This is a genomic window from Comamonas testosteroni, from assembly GCF_030505195.1.
Lineage (GTDB): Bacteria > Pseudomonadota > Gammaproteobacteria > Burkholderiales > Burkholderiaceae_C > Comamonas > Comamonas testosteroni_G.
The window spans coordinates 146,693-165,889 of record NZ_CP129673.1 but is presented as its reverse complement, the minus strand read 5'-3'; the positions used below and the strand labels follow the sequence as shown (position 1 = coordinate 165,889).

17 protein-coding genes and 1 pseudogene are annotated in these 19,197 nt (G+C 58.0%); 10 read left to right on the top strand and 8 right to left on the bottom strand.

Going from position 1 to position 19,197, the window contains the following annotated elements; all coding sequences use genetic code 11:
- Nucleotides 1–317: 317 nt before the first annotated feature.
- Entirely contained in the window at nt 318–1,703 is a 1,386-nt protein-coding gene (locus QYQ99_RS28250; RefSeq protein WP_052084772.1) for a YfaP family protein, read from the bottom strand.
- Nucleotides 1,696–2,247, bottom strand: coding sequence for a hypothetical protein (locus tag QYQ99_RS28245; RefSeq protein ID WP_157839538.1), 552 nt, complete (start codon nt 2,245–2,247; stop codon nt 1,696–1,698). The genes QYQ99_RS28250 and QYQ99_RS28245 overlap by 8 nt, the downstream gene beginning before the upstream one ends.
- 264 nt (nt 2,248–2,511) lie before the next feature.
- Here QYQ99_RS28245 and QYQ99_RS28240 point away from each other — a divergent pair, with 264 nt between their 5' ends.
- The 5 genes from QYQ99_RS28240 to QYQ99_RS28220 all read left to right on the top strand — a co-directional run bounded on the left by QYQ99_RS28240 (nt 2,512) and on the right by QYQ99_RS28220 (nt 6,659).
- A complete protein-coding gene (locus QYQ99_RS28240) occupies nt 2,512–3,279 on the top strand; it encodes a hypothetical protein (protein WP_034367522.1) in 768 nt (255 codons plus the stop codon).
- Between the two features lie 14 nt (nt 3,280–3,293).
- A complete protein-coding gene (locus QYQ99_RS28235; protein ID WP_080750473.1) occupies nt 3,294–4,442 on the top strand; it encodes a toxic anion resistance protein in 1,149 nt (382 codons plus the stop codon).
- A gap of 3 nt (nt 4,443–4,445) precedes the next feature.
- Nucleotides 4,446–5,474 carry a hypothetical protein gene (locus QYQ99_RS28230; protein WP_034367520.1) on the top strand — a complete coding sequence of 343 codons (1,029 nt, stop codon included), beginning with the start codon at nt 4,446–4,448 and terminating at the stop codon, nt 5,472–5,474.
- A gap of 311 nt (nt 5,475–5,785) precedes the next feature.
- Nucleotides 5,786–6,247, top strand: a complete 462-nt coding sequence (locus QYQ99_RS28225; RefSeq protein ID WP_034367514.1) for a hypothetical protein — start codon at nt 5,786–5,788, stop codon at nt 6,245–6,247.
- 133 nt (nt 6,248–6,380) lie between these two features.
- Entirely contained in the window at nt 6,381–6,659 is a 279-nt protein-coding gene (locus QYQ99_RS28220; protein ID WP_034367512.1) for a hypothetical protein, read from the top strand.
- A gap of 277 nt (nt 6,660–6,936) precedes the next feature.
- Here QYQ99_RS28220 and QYQ99_RS28215 read toward each other — a convergent pair whose 3' ends face one another.
- Genes QYQ99_RS28215 through QYQ99_RS28195 form a run of 5 tightly spaced genes read right to left on the bottom strand, consistent with a single transcriptional unit; the run spans nt 6,937 to nt 13,303 of the window.
- Nucleotides 6,937–9,903 carry a Tn3 family transposase gene (locus tag QYQ99_RS28215; RefSeq protein WP_034367509.1) on the bottom strand — a complete coding sequence of 989 codons (2,967 nt, stop codon included), beginning with the start codon at nt 9,901–9,903 and terminating at the stop codon, nt 6,937–6,939.
- Between the two features lie 30 nt (nt 9,904–9,933).
- Nucleotides 9,934–10,386, bottom strand: coding sequence for a chromate resistance protein ChrB domain-containing protein (locus QYQ99_RS28210; RefSeq protein WP_034367505.1), 453 nt, complete (start codon nt 10,384–10,386; stop codon nt 9,934–9,936).
- Nucleotides 10,383–10,991, bottom strand: a complete 609-nt coding sequence (locus QYQ99_RS28205; RefSeq protein ID WP_034367502.1) for a superoxide dismutase — start codon at nt 10,989–10,991, stop codon at nt 10,383–10,385. The genes QYQ99_RS28210 and QYQ99_RS28205 overlap by 4 nt, the downstream gene beginning before the upstream one ends.
- Nucleotides 10,992–11,000: 9 nt before the next feature.
- A complete protein-coding gene (gene chrA / locus QYQ99_RS28200; protein ID WP_034367497.1) occupies nt 11,001–12,368 on the bottom strand; it encodes a chromate efflux transporter in 1,368 nt (455 codons plus the stop codon).
- On the bottom strand, nt 12,365–13,303 hold the full coding sequence (locus QYQ99_RS28195) for a chromate resistance protein ChrB domain-containing protein (RefSeq protein ID WP_034367493.1): 939 nt from the start codon (nt 13,301–13,303) through the stop codon (nt 12,365–12,367). The genes chrA and QYQ99_RS28195 overlap by 4 nt, the downstream gene beginning before the upstream one ends.
- A 180-nt stretch (nt 13,304–13,483) precedes the next feature.
- Between QYQ99_RS28195 and QYQ99_RS28190 the strand changes: the two are divergent.
- The 5 genes and pseudogenes from QYQ99_RS28190 to QYQ99_RS28170 form a co-directional block, all read left to right on the top strand.
- Nucleotides 13,484–13,549: pseudogene (locus tag QYQ99_RS28190) on the top strand (hypothetical protein); the annotation flags it as partial.
- A 74-nt stretch (nt 13,550–13,623) separates the two neighbouring features.
- A complete protein-coding gene (locus QYQ99_RS28185) occupies nt 13,624–15,303 on the top strand; it encodes a Mu transposase C-terminal domain-containing protein (RefSeq protein WP_000179844.1) in 1,680 nt (559 codons plus the stop codon).
- A 2-nt stretch (nt 15,304–15,305) separates the two neighbouring features.
- A complete protein-coding gene (locus QYQ99_RS28180; RefSeq protein ID WP_003155746.1) occupies nt 15,306–16,214 on the top strand; it encodes a TniB family NTP-binding protein in 909 nt (302 codons plus the stop codon).
- Nucleotides 16,211–17,428 carry a TniQ family protein gene (locus QYQ99_RS28175; protein ID WP_006122485.1) on the top strand — a complete coding sequence of 406 codons (1,218 nt, stop codon included), beginning with the start codon at nt 16,211–16,213 and terminating at the stop codon, nt 17,426–17,428. Before QYQ99_RS28180 ends, QYQ99_RS28175 begins: the two co-directional genes overlap by 4 nt.
- Nucleotides 17,429–17,489: 61 nt before the next feature.
- Nucleotides 17,490–18,113, top strand: a complete 624-nt coding sequence (locus QYQ99_RS28170) for a recombinase family protein (RefSeq protein ID WP_003155741.1) — start codon at nt 17,490–17,492, stop codon at nt 18,111–18,113.
- Between the two features lie 110 nt (nt 18,114–18,223).
- On the opposite strand, the gene QYQ99_RS28165 is transcribed toward QYQ99_RS28170, so the two are convergent.
- A complete protein-coding gene (locus QYQ99_RS28165; RefSeq protein WP_048608579.1) occupies nt 18,224–19,069 on the bottom strand; it encodes an ANT(3'')-Ia family aminoglycoside nucleotidyltransferase AadA11 in 846 nt (281 codons plus the stop codon).
- Nucleotides 19,070–19,197 lie beyond the last annotated feature (128 nt).

Sequence of the window (19,197 nt, the reverse complement as noted above, 5' to 3'; positions counted from 1 at the left end):
TTGATGTAACTTACAAGTGGTGTCTAGGTTGCAAGACACTCTTGTGGCGCGGCCAGATAGCGACTTACAGGCGACTTCTAAATAAGAAATCATGCGATTCTGTTGTCTTTCATTGCTGAATCTACTTCTAGATCGCTTTCAAGTAACTTCGACTCCCTGAGCCGCCTACCAACGGTGATCAACATGGAACAGAGGAACCTACAAGTCGTGTTTCCTCAGAAAAGAATACTTGAATGGAGAAAAATGCAAGCCCAAAGAAAAGGGCACTAATAAATAGTGCCCTTGGGTTATGGATACGCTCAGGATCTAAGCGATTCTCAACCGACCTTCTTTACCTTTACCGCACCAGTGGTCTGGTCACGTTTGACATTGATACGTATGGGCATGAGGTAGGTCTGTGTGCCAGTGGCAGTTCCCAGCGTCACAGACTCGGTGGCGATAACGCCTCCATCGGGAGTAGCTACTTGAATGTTGGCTCGACGCCCATCGGCTCTGCTGTAGTTGGCCACACCGATGTTGTAGTCTCCATCCATGATTCTGTTGGTGTCGCAGGAGGCATAGAAGTGCTCAGGGCCATAGCCAGAGATGTTGTCCACATCAAGGCGACCACTGGAGCCGATTTTGTTGCTGAAGTACACCTTGTTGCCGTTCGGCTCGTAGGTGTGCAGATCGACATCACCAGGACCATCCCAGTCCAGAGTCACAGTAAACAGACCTGGTTGCGCAACTTTAGGAGGAGCTTGGATAGAGCTGAGTGCGTTAATGATATGTCCGTCAATCAGCGGCTTTGTGGGAATCAACTCATTCAAATATATCATTTCAAGTGAATGGCCTTTCCAGTCAGTTGGGCCAGGATTTAGACGCTCAAGCAACCCTGGGATGACCGTATAAACTGGTGGATTGGTAAAAAATAGGTTCAGGCCCTTAATCACCAGATCTTTGTCAGCCACAACATGTGGGCCATGCGTGAAGGGTGACGCAGAGGCAATATGAACCACTTTGACAAAGTTAGAAGTGGTCAGTTTGAGGGCATTTTTATATGCCTCGTGAACGAATAAATTTCCCTGGGAATGGGCGACCATTACCAGTTTTCGACCCTCATTGATCGTGGTTTCGAGTCGTTGGCGGTGTTCGACCTCGGTTTGCCAGATTGCTTCGGTTTCATCACCAATAATCAATGAAGCAAGGTTTGCGATGCCAAACCGTGCAGCAATAGCTGAAGGGACTTGAGTAATTAAGTAATCCTGATAGGAATTAATCCAGTCGGTGAAGCCGTTGAAGACTGTACCAAGCTTATCGAACCAGCTATCACCAGGCTTATTAAGATCGCCACTAATGGCTTGCTGAAACAACTCCCAACGACCAGACAGGTTTTCGTCCTGCTGCAGAACGCGCTGTTCAAAGACTTCGATGAAGTCTCGCCAGCCCTTGGAGTCGTTGAAGTAGTTTTGCACGATCAAGGTTTCGCCCGTAGGGACCGCAAAACGCTTCTCATACTGTTGCGCGCGTAGCAAAGCCGCAGAGCGCTCAGCATCTTGGCGGGTGTTGAGAACACCGTTGAAATAGCCAATGGTGTAGCCATCAAGCGTCTGGCACTGGGCGGGCGCTGGAAGGCCAGTTGCGGCTAGGCCTGCTGTGGAAGAGAGCGCGATAGCGCTTGCCAGGACAACCGAAATTGCTTTTTGGAAAATATTCTTATTCATCGCAGTTACCGTTAAGTTGGCCTGTAAACACCATCCCGTTTGAAGCATGGCTGAAATCCACCATCGCTAGGAGTCGTTTTTTGGTATTAGCAGTAATGGCCGATATCTGCTTGCTGACGAAGTAAGGCTTTATTTCAAGGTCCTTATTTCTTGCTGTTTCGAAAATGCATCCATTGGCACGGGTGTATGCGTTGTTGATGTCGCGCACAGCATCTTTATCGTTCACATCCACAGTGAGCATAGACTGCTCAACTTGAGCGGCTTTGGTGGCCGCTTGACGTATTTCTGCAGGGAATACTTGAGAAATATAGGCGTCGATATCGTCGCGGACACCATTGCTGTCAGAATCAATACCCGTCAATGTATCGTCTCGATTCAATTTTGGCAGTTGGCCTGATTCTTCCAATGCAGCAATCTTTTGGGCAACGGTCAAAGGCTTTTCAGGTTCTTCCGGTTTCCCAGATGAAGCAGATGAATCTCCCCCTCCACATCCTTGCAGGAAAGCAATCACTGCAAGAGTGACAAGTTTATTTTTGAATTTCATGGATGCCTTAGTTTGGTATCAGTTGAATATCGATTAAGAATTACTAATGGTGTTCAAAATCGATTGACGATGATACCAAAAGTTACAGGTGCTCCGTCGCTGATTTGGCCCTTCCTGGGCAATTGCCCGTTCGAGGCTATGAGTGCTTCCAAATATGCTTTGCGCAGCAGCTTGCATTTTTTGAAGTGCTGGTAGTTTTAGTCGGGCAACATTTGAAGTTGCCCTTCATTCTGTTTGAACAATACAAATTGAGAGGGCCGATTAATGATGGATTCCATCGAGGTCATCACTTCAGAGCAAATACCAGAGTTGTTCCGTAACCCACTGGGTATCGGTGACTTTGGCAAGCTCGTCCGAGATCCTGAGATCGATGTCAAGCTGGACAAGCTACTGGGGAGCAATCCCTCTGCTGGACTTGCACGAAGCATTCGCGGAGTGGTGATGTGTTTAGAAGATGCAGACCCGAAAGCCATCTCGGAGAAGCCGTCTAAGTGGTCGAGATTCACTGGGCTGGCCCAGACAAAGCGTGTGCGCTTTGAGGTGGCCAAGATCAACATGGATCAACTGCTCAATGCAGCGACCAAGGAAGCCGCGCTGGTGCGCGATGTCATCGATGTGATTGAGTCTCTGTGCTCTACCTATGGAGCCGAGGCCCAAATCATCAGCAACCACATTGAAGCGGGTCAGAAATATCTGGCTCAAACGCCAGATAGCCAGGGTGGTGCATTGGCATTTGACCTGGAAACGAGCCGAGAGCGCTTTTCTCGCCGGTTGATCAACCTTCAAGCCATGCAGGTTTCCCACGCACAAACAGGCCAGCAGCTCCAACTGCTCAAGTACCAGTTGATCGATGTGCTGGATCGGTTTGACGAAACCGCTCAGGTGCTGGTGCCGCTGTGGCGTCAGAACATGCTGGGCCTGGGCGTGCAAAACCACGTTACGGGCGAGCAGCTGGCCATGGCTATCCAAGCCCATGAAAACCTGCGCAAGAGCTTCGCAGACAACCTCAAGTCCATTTCGGTCACTCAGTAACAGGGAAAAGAATCATGAACACGATTGCGACAAAGACACCGACATCTACATATCCCGTTGAAGTCCATCAGCTGAGCGACAAGCAACTGAAGGTCATGGGTCTGGGTAATGGCGATCTGGAGCACATCGCGCAGCTGGTGCAAGACATCGATCCGATGAATCCGGGAACGGTCAACACCTTCGGAAAGCGAGCGGGTGAACAGACTACGGCATATGCCGACGAACTGTTGAGCCAGGTTCGGAACGGTGAAGTGGGGCAAATGGGCGACCAGCTGGTTGAAGTCGTCGGCATTGCCCAGAAAACCAACATGAACGTACTGACAGGACGGCGCTCTAACCTCCCGGTGATTGGGCCATGGATCGACAAGCTGAAGATGCGCGGAATGCGCCTGCAGAACCAGTTCGAAACATCCAAGGAGCAGATCGACAAGGTGATCACCGAAGTTCAAACGACCGTGGCGGGGCTGAGCAAACGCAATGAAACGCTGGAAGTGATGTTCGACAACGTTCGCAAAGAGTATTACGAGCTGAGCGTGCACATCGTAGCTGGCCGCGTTGCATTGGCGCGCGTGCATCAGCTGATCGAGCAGCGCCAGCAAATTGCGAGCAATCCTGCGGAGCTGCAGGAGTTGTCCGATATGCAGGCTTTTGCGAGCAACCTGGGGCTGCGTATCGGCAACCTCGAAGCGCTTCAGCAATCGTCCCTGCAGATGCTCCCCCAGATCCGTGTGATCCAGTCCACGAACTTCGTCCTGGTGGACAAGTTCAACACCATCACTACGCTGACGATCCCAATCTGGAAGCGGCAGTTTGTGCTGGCCATGGGCCTGAATGAATCGAAAAATGCCGCAGAGCTGACTGTGGCCATCGATGATTTCACGAACAGCATGCTCACACGCGGTGCTGATTTGCTGCACAAGAACGCGGTGGCCACGGCTAAGTCAAATCAGCGCTTGCCTATCGATGTCAAGACTCTGCAGTACGTGCAGGACATGTTGGTGAAGACCGCAAACGATGTGAGCCAGATCCAGCTGGAAGGCAAGAGGGAACGCGAGCAGTCGAGTATGCAGATTGAGCACATGTGTGCGCAGATGAAAAAGCAAATTTCGACCAATAGCCAGAATCTGGGCATCTCTCGCGCAAGCGCAGCCACAGGAGCCTAAATCATGAGCGAGACACGTACCAAAAATTGGGGCGCTAAAGGGGTTGAGAAGACCGTGCTTGAAACGAGCTGGATTGAAGAGGTATCGGGCACATTGTTCCAACGTGCGAATCGCCTCAAGCGCGTTTGGCAAATGGCGGCCATTGTTGTCTTCGTAGCGGCAGCAGTTGCAGCTGTCCTGGCTTGGTTGGGAATGGGGCATGAGCCACTGCGGAGCATCGGCAGTCCCGATATTCCGAAGGCACTGGCCAAAGCCTTGGAGGCGAGCGGACCCGCAGAGACTAGCGGGGCGGTGGATGGGATTCGAACCGGAATGAACTCTTTTTCCACCTTTGTCACCCTGAGCAACCTAGTCAAAGTCGTTGGAGTATTGTCCGCGACAGCTCTGGCCATTAGCGGATTGATATTTGGTCAATTCGCTCGTGTGTTCATGGGGTTGATGCTGATCCCCGCATCCTTTGTTTTCCAGAATGTCATCGAAGGGATTGCTCCTCAACACGATGGACTCGAAAGCAGCTTGTTTTCATCAAGCTCCGAGCGAGCAGAGCACCGCCAGTCCAAGAGCGATGCAAGACAAAAGCAGATCGAGGAGGCCATCAGCTTCGGCCTGCCTGCACGCGTCACCGAGTTGATAGGCAATGCATCTGCTGATGCCCAAGAGTTCGGGCCATATCTTGTTGCGCAGGCACAGCTGAAACAGAAGGATTCTGAGATCAACTGGGATGCCTACCGTGCCAACCTGGATTTGGCACTGGAAAGGGCATCGAATGCAACGCCCGAACTGCAGTACTCCGCAGACGTGCTAGCCATGATGGAGAACAAGGCATGGGGTATGAGCCGAAGTCTTCGCTCCTTCAATCATGAGCAGCAGGAAGCTGAGGCCAAGAGCAGACTCAACCTATGGGCGAATTTGGTTCTGGCTGTATGTGGGCTGATGGCACTGCTGTCCGGTTTTGTGTTTGCTCTTGAGCAATACATGCGCAAGAACCTAAAGACGATTTACAGGCTGTCTGGCGTGTCAGCCAATACCTGAAATCACTTTGAGGCTTGGCCCAGTTTCATGGGCCTTTTTTTTGGGAAGGGCAGGGGATGACAAAGGATGAAATGACCGGAGATCTGTTCCCAGAGAGCGTCCCCTTGCCAGTGGAAAAAGCCAAGGCCAAGCGCGCGTCTCGCCGCGTGCTGATGCATGTGTCGGACGCTGGAACCAGCGAGTCTGGTCAGTACATCGCAGTCATGTCATGTCGGCGCTGCGGCATCTCTACAGGCTGGCTGAGCTTCGACAGCGTGACGGACGTGAAGCGCGGCATAGCATGCGTAGATTGCAACGGAGCAACAAAGTAGATGGTTCGACTACTGGGATTGTGGGTCTGCGCTATGGCGTGGCATCTGTGCAGGCTCATCACCTTGCGGCCAATGTTCGCGCTTTTGGCCGACTCGATAGCGACTGTGAGTTCCTTCAGTCTGGTGTTCTTTGTTGCTGGCTGGAGCAGGCTGTACTTGTCCGGTGGCGCGGACTGGCCACACATGCTCATCAATCTGGTGCTGTTCTACCTGTGCATTGTGATCTGTCTTGAGCGACGGACTCGCAGCTCCAGCTTGGTTTGCGCGGCCCTGGGCTTTAGCGCCGCCGTTGATGTCCTGATGATAGGTCTTTACGCCTCGGGCGCTATCTCCGGCCTGAATCCGGGTGCGCGGCTGATGGTCTTGAAAGTCCTTGGCATAGGCGTGCTGCGCCAGCAATTCCTGCGGTGTCCGCCTGATGTTCAAGCGAACGGATATCGCCGGAGCAAAGCACACCGTTAGCAACTGAGGCGCGGGAGTCAAGTTGTCAGGTTAGGACAGGTGAGTTATGTCACGATGCCAACTTGTTACAAAATGCATCTGACGCGCTAACTGTTTCGCATGCGAAAACCTAAGAGATAGAAAAAGAGGAAGTATGTTGAAGAAGAAGTGGGCGATTCTTTGGGTAGTGCGATACGCACCCATTGAGTTGATTTTGGGCCTCACATTGTTCCTGGCAGGAAGCTTTGGGTTGCACTCTTGCATAGAAGCGAGCAAGACAGAACTGCCCTTTGATACTGTGGTGACAGCATTCGGCATCTGGCCGTGGTTGCTCACATTGCTGGTTGGACTGGGCGCCATCCTGTATGCATGGAACATCGGGGCAGGAGTGAAAATGCTCCATGACAGCTTAGAAAGGGCCACAGCCAAATGAGCATTTATCGACTGAATGGTGTGCATGGAGAGATTGTCACAACCGCATTGCCCAGTGGCGACATGGCGGTGTCCAGCCCCAGCAATGGACCACTTGAGCAGATCGTATTTGATGTGTGCCGGTGGGACGGTAAGCGCAACCCGAGCTACGAAGGCTGGATAGTGCCCCACTCCAAGGTGGGAAAGATCAAAGCCCAGCTGGCTGAGAAATGCACACTGATCCGCGCATGAACGATAGCCAGGGCGGGGTCGTCTCAGAAAACGGACCGCAAAGTACGCTAAGGCGGCTGCAGCGGTCGTAGGGGCCTGAATTTGCCAGCTCCGATCTTGGCGCTGCTGCGCCAGAGGTAATCGCCGGTCAGGTTGATGTGCTCCCAGCCCAGCGGCGACAGGTACTGCAACAGCGCATCATCGACGCCGAGACCGTTTCCACGCAGCGCATGCGCTGCGCGCTCCAGGTAGACCGTGTTCCATAACACGACAGCCGCCGTCACCAAGTTTAGGCCGCTGGCCCGGTAGCGCTGCTGCTCGAAACTGCGGTCGCGAATTTCACCCAGCCGGTTGAAGAACACGGCGCGGGCCAACGCGTTCCGCGCTTCCCCCTTGTTGAGTCCGGCGTGGACACGGCGGCGCAGCTCCACGCTTTGCAGCCAGTCGAGGATGAACAGCGTGCGCTCGATGCGTCCCAGCTCACGCAGGGCGACGGCCAGGCCGTTCTGGCGTGGATAGCTGCCGAGCTTGCGCAGCATTAGTGAGGCCGTCACCGTGCCATGTTTGATCGAGGTAGCCAGCCGCAGGATTTCATCCCAATGGGCACGGACATGCTTGATGTTGAGCGTGCCGCCGACCATCGGCTTGAGCGCCTCATAGGCGGTATCGCCCTTGGGGAGGTAGAGCTTAGTGTCGCCCAGGTCGCGGATGCGCGGCGCGAAGCGGAAGCCCAGCAGGTGCATGAGCGCGAAGACGTGATCGGTAAAGCCCGCCGTGTCGGTGTAGTGCTCCTCGATCCGCAGGTCGGATTCGTGGTAAAGGAGGCCGTCGAGCACGTAGGTCGAGTCGCGCACGCCGACGTTGACCACCTTGGCGTGGAACGGCGCGTACTGGTCAGAGATGTGGGTGTAGAAAGTCCGTCCTGGGCTGCTGCCATACTTCGGGTTGATATGGCCGGTGCTTTTGGCCTTGCTGCCTGTTCGGAAGTTCTGACCGTCCGACGATGACGTGGTGCCGTCGCCCCAGTGACAGGCGAAGGGATGCCGGAACTGGGTGTTGACCAGTTCTGCCAGCGCCGTTGAATAGGTCTCGTCGCGGATGTGCCAGGCTTGCAGCCAGGCCAGCTTGGCGTAGGTCGTGCCGGGGCAGGACTCGGCCATCTTGCTCAAGCCCAGGTTGATCGCATCGGCCAGGATCGTGGTCAGCAGCAGGTTCTTGTCCTTGGCCAGGTCGCCGGATTTCAAGTGCGTGAAGTACCGGGTGAAGCCCGTCCACTCATCGACTTCGAGCAGTAGTTCGGTGATCTTGACGTGCGGCAGGATCATTGCTGTCTGGTCGATCAGCGCCTGCGCGGTGTCGGGCACCGCCGCGTCCAGCGGCGTGATCTTCAGGCCCGACTCGGTGATGATGGCATCCGGCAAGTCGTTGGCCGCCGCCATGCGGTTGACGGTGGCAAGCTGCGCTTCTAGCAGTGTCAGCCGCTCGTACAGGTACTGGTCGCAGTCGGTGGCCACGTCCAGCGGCAATTCGCTGCCCTGCTTGAGGCTGGCGAACTTCTCGTGCGGCACCAGGTAATCCTCGAAATCCTTGAACTGACGCGAGCCCTGCACCCAGATGTCGCCCGAGCGCAGCGAGTTCTTGAGTTCCGACAGCGCGCACAGTTCATAGTAGCGCCGGTCGATGCCGGCGTCGGTCATCACCAGCTTCTGCCAACGAGGCTTGATGAAGTCGGTCGGGGCATCAGTGGGCACCTTGCGGACGTTGTCAGTGTTCATGCCGCGCAGTACGTCGACGGCGTCGAGCACGCCCTTGGCGGCGGGCGCGGCCCGCAGCTTGAGCACGGCCAGGAATTCCGGCGCGTAGCGGCGCAAGGTAGCGTAGCTCTCGCCGATGCGGTGCAGGAAATCGAAGTCATCGGGCTGCGCGAGCTTCTGCGCCTCGGTGACGCTCTGGGCGAAGGCATCCCAGGACATGACGGCCTCGATGGCGGCGAACGGGTTGCCGCCCGACTGCTTGGCGTCGATCAGCGCCTGGCCGATGCGTCCGTACAGTCGCACCTTGGCGTTGATCGCTTTGCCGGACGCCTGGAACTGTTGCTGATGCTTGTGTTTGGCGGCGTTGAACAGCTTGCCCAGAATGCGGTCGTGCAGGTCGATGATTTCGTCGATGACGGTGGCCATACCCTCGATGGCCAGCGCGACGAGGGTGGCGTAGCGCCGTTGCGGCTCGAACTTGGCCAGATCAGCGGGCGTCATCTGGCCACCCTCGCGGGCGATCTTGAGCAGCCGGTTCTGGTGAAGCAGCCGTTCGATGCCAGTAGGCAGGTCGAGCGCTTGCCAGGCTTTCAGGCGCTCGATGTGTTCGAGCATGTGGCGCGAGTTCGGCTTGACGGGCGACTGGCGCAGCCAGGCCAGCCAGGTCGTCTTGCCGAACTCGCGGCGCTTGAGCAGATCATCGAGGCGATGCCGGTGGGGGTCTGTCAGCGGCTCGGACAGCGCTTCGTAGATGCGCCGGTTGGCGCGAGTAATGGCCTCGGCGCAGATGCGTTCAATGACGCCCGGTGACGGGAGCAGCACGCTCTTTTGTCGCAGCCCTTCGATCAACTCCGTCGCCAACACGATGCCTTTGTCGGTCTGCCAAGCCAGTTCATCCAGGCTGTGCACGCTGGGGCGATAGTGCCGCGTTGCGAAGGCCTGGAAACCAAAGATCGATTGCAGTTCCAGCAGGTGCTCGCGGCGCGTCTCGGCGCGCTGGCCGTAGTCCGCCCAGGCTTCGGGTGGCACCTTCAGTTGCGTGGCTACCAGACGCAGCAACGGCGGAAACGGCTCCGTATCTACCGCGAGCATCATGCCGGGATAGCGCATGTAGCAGAGCTGCACGGCGAAGCCCAGGAGGTTGGCTGGACCGCGCCGTTGCCGGATGATCGAGAGGTCGGATTCGCTGAACGTGTAGTAGCGGATCAAGTCCTCCATGGTGTCCGGCAACGCCAGCAGGCTCTCGCGCTCGGCGGCGGACAGGATCGAACGGCGCGGCATGTCCGGCGACTCCCTCTCGAATTCGCTTGGTTACATCTTCGGCGGCCAGTTATGCGTCTCACTCTGGCAGTGCTTGCACCATGCATAGAACGCGTCGTACATCACCATGCCGTGCTTGAGCATTTCATGGTCGTCGCTGAAGTTCTGCGACAAGCCAAGAGATAGCGCGTACAACCCTGTCGACTGCGGCGTCAGGTCAAGTCGGGATGTATCGGCACCGCGAACAATCACGGCGAGCTGTTTGAGGGCAGGGTCATCCATCGCGTACTTGGCCAGGAAGGCATCGAAGCTGCAAAGCTCACCGTCATGGGAAAGTTCCACTCCAGGAATGTCATACGGGACCGCGCCGGTCTCCTGAGCGATGCGCAGCACGTCGCCTGCCGGGACGTAGAGGAACTCGGCATCCGTGTCGATGAACCGCGTCACCATCCACGGGCAGGCAATGCGATCGATCTTCGGGCGTTCGCGGGTAATCCATTTCATGAGAGTCCTCCTGAGGGTTGGTGACTAGCCCAGCGAATAGCCGCTCGTTGCCAGTCGATGTTGGCCATGAATGCATCTACATAGGCACCGGCCTTGGCGCCATAGTCGATGTGATACGCGTGTTCATACATATCAAGCGCCAGGATTGGCAAAGCGCCAGCCAAGGTGTGGCAGTGATCGGCGGCCCACTGGTTGCTCAACTTGCCGTCGCGCGCTGATTGGACCAGCAGCACCCAGCCGGAACCGCCGCCGAGCGCCTTGCCCATCGCCGAGAATTCGGCCTGCCAGCGCTCGACGCTGCCAAAGTCGCGCTCGATCGCCTCGCACAGCGGGCCTACGGGCAACACGCCGTTGCCGCCCAGCGAGTCGAAGTAGATCTCATGCAGCAGCATCGAGTTGTAGGCGATCAGTTCTTCGCGTTTGAGACCGTTCAGCAGGAAGCCGGCTTCCTGCGTGAAGTCAAGGGTGCCGAGCTTGGTGTGGATGGCGTTCAGGCGTTTGACGGCCCCGGAATAGTTGTTTTCGTGATGGCTGGCGATCAGCTTTTCGGACAGACCATTTAGGGTACTTGCGGGGAAAGGCAGCGGTTTAATGTCGAAGGACATGGTGTCACCTCACAAGATCAAGGTCTTCAATATCAGGCCCAGCACCGCACATGCCGCGATGACGTGAATCACGTTTCGCTTGAAGCGGAACAAGGCCACTGCCGCACCGATGGTGATCAGTGCCGACACCCAGTCGAAGTGCCCGGCGAGGCCTTTGGGCCAGAGCACGTGATAGGCGAAAAACACGGCCAGGTTCAGGATCACACCGACCACCGCTGCCGTTATCGCAGTCAGCGGCGCGGTAAACCGGAGATCTCCGCGCGTCGACTCTACGAACGGCCCTCCGGCGAGGATGAAAATGAAGGACGGCAGGAAAGTGAACCAGGTCACCAGCGCGGCTGCGACCGCACCGGCAACGAACAACATATCGGGGCCGAATAGTGCCTGTACATAGGCCCCCACAAAGCCGACGAAGGCCACCACCATAATGAGCGGCCCCGGATTGGCCTCGCCGAGCGCCAACCCATCGACCATCTGCGTGGGGGTGAGCCAACTGTAATGGCCGACCGCACCCTGATAGATGTACGGCAATACTGCATAGGCCCCCCCAAAGGTCAGTAATGCGGCTTTCGTAAAGAACCAGCCCATCTGGGTCAGGGTGTGGTCCCAGCCATAGGTGCCGAGAAGGAATGCCATGGGGATCAGCCACAACAGGCAACCCATCGCGGCAACCCGCAGCGAGCCAGACCAGCGGAACAGGGCGTGCGACGGTATGGGGGTGTTGTCATCGATCAGCGCGGGGCCATAGGATTTATCGGCCGCACGATGCGCGCCGCCGGCCCTGAATTTGTCCGGGGTAACGCGACCGCCGATATACCCTATCAGCGCGGCCCCGGCGACGATGGCCGGAAACGGCACATTCATCGCGAAGATGGCGACGAATGCCCCAGCGGCAATCGCCCACATCAGGCCGTTCTTGAGAGCACGCGAGCCGATCCGATGCACGGCCTGCACGACAACCGCGGTGATGGCAGGTTTGATGCCGTAGAACAGGCCGGAAACCAGCGGCGTGTCACCGAACGCAATGTAAATCCACGACAGCGCGATCAGAAAGAAGAGCGAAGGCAGCACAAACAGGACACCTGCAACTATGCCTCCCCAAGTTCGGTGCATTAGCCAGCCCATGTATGTGGCGAGTTGCTGCCCCTCCGGGCCCGGAAGCAGCATGCAGAAGTTGAGCGCATGCAGAAAGCGACGCTCGCTGATCCAGCGCCGCTGTTCGACCAATTCGCGGTGCATGATCGCGATCTGTCCGGCGGGGCCGCCGAAGCCTATGAACCCGATCTTTAACCACAGGCGAAACGCTTGCCAAAAGCTGACAACTTGTGGGGAGGGAGGCACTGCCACAGCCTCCTTGGTTACGACGGTTTGAGTCATACGGTGAGGGTCCCTTTTTCAAAGCTGGCCAGTAAGCCATCGAACACAGTGGAGGCGATGGCCAATAGTTGATCGTCGTGGTCAACCGTTTCCCGCAAACCGGCCAGTACGCTTTCGATACCAGTGGCCTCTGGCGGCTGGATGCCGCCCACGTCGAGGTAATGCACCACAAGGCCAATCCTTGTGATGGCGGGCTGTTCCAGCCCAAAGCTCGCCGCCAGGACCTCGAACGTGACACGGCTGCCGACATGGCTGAACGTCGCGCCATCGAAGTCGAAGCCCAACGCATCCGGCGGGCAGTCCGCAGGGGTTGCCAACCAAAGGATGCGCGCCTGCGGGTCGATGAAGCGCCGGATCAGCCATGCGCTGGCGAGCCGATCAACCCAAGGACGTGCGCGAGTGGCCCAGGTACGGGCCTGGTAATCCAAACGATCCAAGCGGGTAATAGTCCCCTCTACAGCGTGCGGCTCGTCCGGCGACAGCGTGCGGGCGCAAGCTTGTTCCAGTTCACACAACGCACTGTCCGCTTGACGCTGAGCCTCGCCGGGGTAGAAGTCGATTTCAACCAGCGTAGTAAAGGATTTGCGAAGCTTACGCACCTGCCGCAGCACGTCTTGCACGGTATCCAATGTCAGCGTCTGCCTGAGATGATGGACATCGACTAGCAAGGCAGCAAAATCGTTGCTGCGGTCGAATAATGCGACGAAGTTGACCCCTTCAGGGTCTTCCATACGCAGCACATGAGCGACCCCACCGCCTTCACGCACATCGGAGGCCAAGTTATCCAGCACCGCGCGGCATTCGTCGCGGTCGGGCATCAGGTACACGCCGTCGCGCAGCACCGCAGCGCCGGAGGCTTTGAGGGCACGCCACGTCCGTTGCCGGACGGTCGCGTTTTCAGTAGGCAAGGAAAGGATAAGCGAAAGCAAATTCATTTCGTAGATGTTACTACAATAATGAGATAAGATCTACAAAATAAAGTCTTGAGTAGATTGCAAAAACGGTCATTTGCGCAATCACAATGGAGGCAGCACACCCATAAGGTGTTGTGCGTTGCTAAAACGTATTGCAAAATAAAAACAAATGGCAATAGGAATAAGCAATCATGCGCATCTGTCATTTTCAGAAGACGACTGCACCAGTTGATTGGGCGTAATGGCTGTTGTGCAGCCAGCTCCTGACAGTTCAATATCAGAAGTGATCTGCACCAATCTCGACTATGCTCAATACTCGTGTGCACCAAAGCGAGGTGAGCATGGCGACGGACACCCCACGGATTCCAGAACAAGGCGTGGCCACTCTGCCTGATGAGGCTTGGGAGCGTGCGCGCCGTCGTGCGGAGATCATCAGTCCGTTGGCGCAGTCGGAGACGGTCGGGCACGAAGCGGCCGATATGGCGGCTCAGGCGCTGGGCTTGTCTCGGCGCCAGGTATACGTTCTGATCCGGCGTGCCCGGCAAGGCAGCGGCCTCGTGACGGATCTGGTGCCCGGCCAGTCCGGTGGAGGTAAAGGTAAGGGGCGCTTGCCGGAACCGGTCGAGCGCGTCATCCACGAGCTACTGCAAAAGCGGTTCCTGACCAAGCAGAAGCGCAGCCTAGCGGCCTTTCACCGCGAAGTCACTCAGGTGTGCAAGGCTCAAAAACTGCGAGTGCCGGCGCGCAATACCGTGGCCTTACGGATCGCTAGCCTTGACCCGCGCAAGGTCATCCGCCGGCGGGAAGGCCAGGATGCCGCTCGTGACCTACAAGGTGTGGGCGGCGAGCCTCCTGCCGTGACCGCGCCGCTGGAGCAGGTGCAGATAGACCATACGGTCATCGACCTGATCGTGGTCGATGACCGCGACCGGCAACCTATTGGCCGCCCGTACCTGACCCTCGCCATCGACGTGTTCACCCGCTGCGTGCTCGGCATGGTCGTCACGCTGGAAGCGCCGTCTGCCGTTTCGGTTGGCCTGTGCCTCGTGCATGTCGCCTGCGACAAGCGCCCTTGGCTGGAAGGACTGAACGTGGAAATGGATTGGCAGATGAGCGGCAAGCCCTTGCTGCTCTACCTAGACAACGCGGCCGAGTTCAAGAGCGAGGCCCTGCGCCGGGGTTGCGAGCAGCATGGCATCCGGCTGGACTATCGCCCGCTGGGACAGCCGCACTATGGCGGCATCGTGGAACGGATCATCGGCACGGCGATGCAGATGATTCACGACGAACTGCCGGGAACGACCTTCTCCAACCCTGACCAGCGCGGCGACTACGATTCCGAAAACAAGGCCGCCCTGACGCTGCGCGAGCTAGAGCGCTGGCTCACATTGGCGGTCGGCACCTACCACGGTTCGGTGCACAACGGCCTGCTCCAACCGCCGGCCGCGCGCTGGGCCGAGGCCGTGGCGCGTGTCGGCGTACCGGCCGTCGTCACACGCGCTACTTCGTTCCTGGTCGATTTTCTGCCGATCCTCCGGCGCACGCTGACCCGCACCGGCTTTGTCATCGACCACATCCACTACTACGCCGATGCGCTCAAGCCGTGGATTGCACGGCGTGAACGCTGGCCGTCCTTTCTGATCCGGCGCGATCCGCGCGACATCAGCCGTATCTGGGTCCTGGAACCGGAGGGACAGCATTACCTGGAAATTCCCTACCGTACCTTGTCGCATCCGGCTGTCACCCTCTGGGAACAACGGCAGGCGCTGGCGAAACTGCGGCAGCAAGGGCGCGAACAGGTGGATGAGTCGGCGCTGTTCCGCATGATCGGCCAGATGCGTGAGATTGTGACCAGCGCGCAGAAGGCCACACGCAAGGCGCGGCGTGACGCGGATCGCCGCCAGCACCTCAAGACATCAGCTCGGCCGGACAAGCCCGTTCCGCCGGATACGGATATTGCCGACCCGCAGGCAGACAACTTGCCACCCGCCAAACCGTTCGACCAGATTGAGGAGTGGTAGCCGTGGACGAATATCCCATCATCGACCTGTCCCACCTGCTGCCGGCGGCCCAGGGCTTGGCCCGTCTTCCGGCGGACGAGCGCATCCAGCGCCTTCGCGCCGACCGCTGGATCGGCTATCCGCGCGCAGTCGAGGCGCTGAACCGGCTGGAAGCCCTTTATGCGTGGCCAAACAAGCAACGCATGCCCAACCTGCTGCTGGTTGGCCCGACCAACAATGGCAAGTCGATGATCGTCGAGAAGTTCCGCCGCACCCACCCGGCCAGCTCCGACGCCGACCAGGAGCACATCCCGGTGTTGGTCGTGCAGATGCCGTCCGAGCCGTCCGTGATCCGCTTCTACGTCGCGCTGCTCGCCGCGATGGGCGCGCCGCTGCGCCCACGCCCACGGTTGCCGGAAATGGAGCAACTGGCTCTGGCACTGCTGCGCAAGGTCGGCGTGCGCATGCTGGTGATCGACGAGCTGCACAACGTGCTGGCCGGCAACAGCGTCAACCGCCGGGAATTCCTCAACCTGCTGCGCTTCCTCGGCAACGAACTGCGCATCCCGTTGGTTGGGGTAGGCACGCGCGACGCCTACCTAGCCATCCGCTCCGATGACCAGTTGGAAAATCGCTTCGAGCCGATGATGCTGCCGGTATGGGAGGCCAACGACGATTGCTGCTCACTGCTGGCCAGCTTCGCCGCTTCGCTCCCGCTGCGCCGGCCTTCCCCAATTGCCACGCTGGACATGGCTCGCTACCTGCTCACACGCAGCGAGGGCACCATAGGGGAACTGGCGCACTTGCTGATGGCGGCGGCCATCGTCGCCGTGGAGAGCGGCGAGGAAGCGATCAACCATCGCACACTCAGCATGGCCGTTTACACCGGACCCAGCGAGCGGCGGCGGCAATTCGAGCGGGAACTGATGTGAAGCCTGCGCCGCGCTGGCCGCTGCATCCCGCCCCGAAAGAAGGCGAGGCGCTGTCCTCATGGCTCAACCGCGTGGCCCTTTGCTATCACATGGAGGAGCCCGACCTGCTGGAGCACGATCTTGGTCACGGCCAGGTCGATGACCTGGACACCGCGCCACCACTCTCGCTGCTGGCGTTGCTTTCCCAGCGGAGCGGCATCGAGCTGGACCGGCTGCGCTGTATGAGTTTCGCCGGATGGGTGCCTTGGCTACTGGACAGCCTTGATGACCAGATTCCAGACGCCTTGGAAACCTATGCGTTTCAGCTCTCGGTGTTGCTGCCAAGACTCCGCCGTAAGACGCGATCCATCACGAGCTGGCGTGCCTGGCTGCCCAGCCAGCCGATAAACCGCGCCTGTCCGCTCTGCCTGAGCGATCCGGAGAACCAAGCCGTACTGCTCGCGTGGAAGCTGCCCCTGATGCTGAGCTGCCCGCTGCATGGCTGCTGGCTGGAATCCTATTGGGGCGTGCCAGGGCGGTTTCTCGGCTGGGAGAACGCCGACGCCGAACCGCGCACCGCCAGCGACGCGATTGCGGCGATGGACCAGCGTACCTGGCAGGCACTGACAACCGGTCACGTGGAGCTGCCGCGCCGACGCATCCACGCCGGATTGTGGTTTCGACTTCTTCGCACGCTGCTCGATGAGCTGAACACCCCGCTTTCCGCGTGCGGAACCTGCGCGGGGTATCCCCGCCAAGTCTGGGAAGGCTGCGGGCATCCGCTGCGTGCTGGGCAAAGTCTGTGGCGACCGTATGAAACCCTGAATCCGATAGTACGGTTACAGATGCTGGAGGCGGCGGCAACGGCAATCAGCTTGATTGAGGTGAGGGACATCAGCCCGCCAGGCGAGCAGGCAAAGCTATTCTGGTCCGAGCCCCAAACCGGGTTCACCAGTGGCCTGCCGACGAAAGCGCCGAAGCCCGAGCCCATCAATCACTGGCAGCGTGCAGTCCAGGCCATCGACGAGGCCATCATTGAAGCGCGACACAACCCCGAGACGGCACGCTCGCTGTTCGCGTTGGCTTCCTATGGTCGGCGCGATCCCGCTTCCTTGGAACGGTTGCGCGCCACCTTCGTGAAGGAAGGCATCCCGCCGGAATTTCTGTCACATTACCTGCCTGATGCACCCTTTGCATGTCTTAAACAAAATGACGGGTTAAGTGACAAATTTTGACGGATAGAGCTTTCCGGCTCACACTGTCACATAATCGAACGTATACGTGACGGGTGAAAAGGTGCTGATCGGCTACATGCGGGTATCGAAGGCGGACGGATCCCAGTCCACCAATTTGCAACGCGATGCGCTCATCGCCGCTGGTGTGAGCCTTGCGCACCTTTACGAGGATCTGGCCTCGGGCAGGCGCGATGATCGCCCAGGGTTGGCTGCTTGCCTGAAGGCGCTTCGTGAAGGGGACACGCTGATCGTGTGGAAGCTCGATCGGCTTGGCCGTGATCTGCGCCACCTGATCAACACCGTGCACGACCTAACTGCGCGTAGCGTGGGCCTGAAGGTCCTGACCGGTCACGGTGCGGCGGTCGACACGACGACTGCCGCCGGCAAGCTTGTGTTCGGTATTTTTGCCGCGCTGGCCGAGTTCGAGCGTGAGTTGATTTCCGAGCGAACAGTCGCTGGACTTATCTCGGCGCGCGCTCGCGGCAGGAAAGGGGGGCGCCCCTTCAAGATGACCGCCGCCAAGCTACGCCTGGCGATGGCCAGCATGGGGCAACCGGAAACCAAGGTGGGCGATCTCTGCGAAGAACTCGGGATTACCCGGCAGACGCTCTACCGGCACGTGTCGCCCAAGGGCGAACTGCGGCCAGACGGCGTAAAGCTGCTCTCCCTCGGTTCAGCCGCATAAATGGAGGCGACCTGGAACGGGGCGCTGTTCAGTGCGGCAACGATCCGATTACCGGTGTCGACCCAGAGCAGCCGTAGAGCTTTTGGGAAAGCTGTCGTTCAACACCTGAATTAAGCCGACCCGCGAAGCGGGTTCGGCTTGAATGAATTGTTAGACATCACTGGCATGGCACCAAGCAATTTAGTGGCTTCATGTTTCACGAAGTGAACGAACGCCGCCAACTGATCCGCGCGTGAGGCCAAGCAATCTTCTCCTTGTCCAAGATAAGCCTGCCGGGCTTCAAGCAGTACGGGCTTATGTTGATCTGGCAGACGCTCAATTGCCCAGTTGGCAACGATATCCTTCGGTGCGATCTTGCCGGTTGCTGCGCTGTACCAAATGCGAGACAAGGTAAGCACTACATTCCGCTCATCGCCTTCCCAATCCGGCTGCGAATTCCATAGTTTCAGAGTGTCGCTCAATGCCTTGAATAGATCGCCTTCCGGAACTGGGTTAAAGAAATCCTCTGCGGCCGAACCTGCCAATGCAAGGCTATGCTGCCTTACTTTAGTTAGCAGAATAGCCAGATCAACATCGGTTGTGGCGGGCTCGAAGATGCCCGCAAGAATGTCCTTACGCTGCCACTCCCCGAATTGCAGTTCCCGTCTGGCCGGATAACGCCAAGGGACAACATCACCATGCACGACGATGGTAACTTCCAAGGCGCGGAGAGCCTCACTTTGGCCAGGGGAGGCAGAAATTTCCAAGAGATCTACGACCAGGGCTTGTCGGACAGTCTCATCGAGCTGTGCAGCCACAGTAACCAGCAAATCAATATCACTGTATGGCTTCAGGCCACCGTCCAGTGCAGAGCCGTACAAATGCACGGCCAGCAACGTTGATTCCAGATGACGCTCGATGGCGTTGAGAGCCAGTGATAGCTGTACCGAAATCTCGGCGGGTACTGCGTTACTCATGATGTCTAACGTTTGAAATAAGGGGCGGGACAAAGCGCTAGCTTTGGACCGTCCCTGTTGATTGATGGGTTAGGCCAGTGCTTTTCGCAAGAATACCAGCGCTTTGCGCCGCAGCAAACTGACCAGGA

Bases quoted from the DNA above. Each gene is read 5' to 3' on its own strand.
- QYQ99_RS28195 (WP_034367493.1), bottom strand. From the start codon at position 13,303: ATGAATTTGCTTTCGCTTATCCTTTCCTTGCCTACTGAAAACGCGACC.
- QYQ99_RS28235 (WP_080750473.1), top strand. From the start codon at position 3,294: ATGAACACGATTGCGACAAAGACACCGACATCTACATATCCCGTTGAA.
- QYQ99_RS28165 (WP_048608579.1), bottom strand. From the start codon at position 19,069: ATGAGTAACGCAGTACCCGCCGAGATTTCGGTACAGCTATCACTGGCT.
- QYQ99_RS28230 (WP_034367520.1), top strand. From the start codon at position 4,446: ATGAGCGAGACACGTACCAAAAATTGGGGCGCTAAAGGGGTTGAGAAG.
- QYQ99_RS28240 (WP_034367522.1), top strand. From the start codon at position 2,512: ATGATGGATTCCATCGAGGTCATCACTTCAGAGCAAATACCAGAGTTG.
- QYQ99_RS28250 (WP_052084772.1), bottom strand. From the start codon at position 1,703: ATGAATAAGAATATTTTCCAAAAAGCAATTTCGGTTGTCCTGGCAAGC.
- QYQ99_RS28185 (WP_000179844.1), top strand. From the start codon at position 13,624: ATGGCGACGGACACCCCACGGATTCCAGAACAAGGCGTGGCCACTCTG.
- QYQ99_RS28205 (WP_034367502.1), bottom strand. From the start codon at position 10,991: ATGTCCTTCGACATTAAACCGCTGCCTTTCCCCGCAAGTACCCTAAAT.
- QYQ99_RS28210 (WP_034367505.1), bottom strand. From the start codon at position 10,386: ATGAAATGGATTACCCGCGAACGCCCGAAGATCGATCGCATTGCCTGC.
- QYQ99_RS28225 (WP_034367514.1), top strand. From the start codon at position 5,786: ATGGTTCGACTACTGGGATTGTGGGTCTGCGCTATGGCGTGGCATCTG.
- chrA (WP_034367497.1), bottom strand. From the start codon at position 12,368: ATGACTCAAACCGTCGTAACCAAGGAGGCTGTGGCAGTGCCTCCCTCC.
- QYQ99_RS28220 (WP_034367512.1), top strand. From the start codon at position 6,381: ATGTTGAAGAAGAAGTGGGCGATTCTTTGGGTAGTGCGATACGCACCC.
- QYQ99_RS28215 (WP_034367509.1), bottom strand. From the start codon at position 9,903: ATGCCGCGCCGTTCGATCCTGTCCGCCGCCGAGCGCGAGAGCCTGCTG.
- QYQ99_RS28245 (WP_157839538.1), bottom strand. From the start codon at position 2,247: ATGAAATTCAAAAATAAACTTGTCACTCTTGCAGTGATTGCTTTCCTG.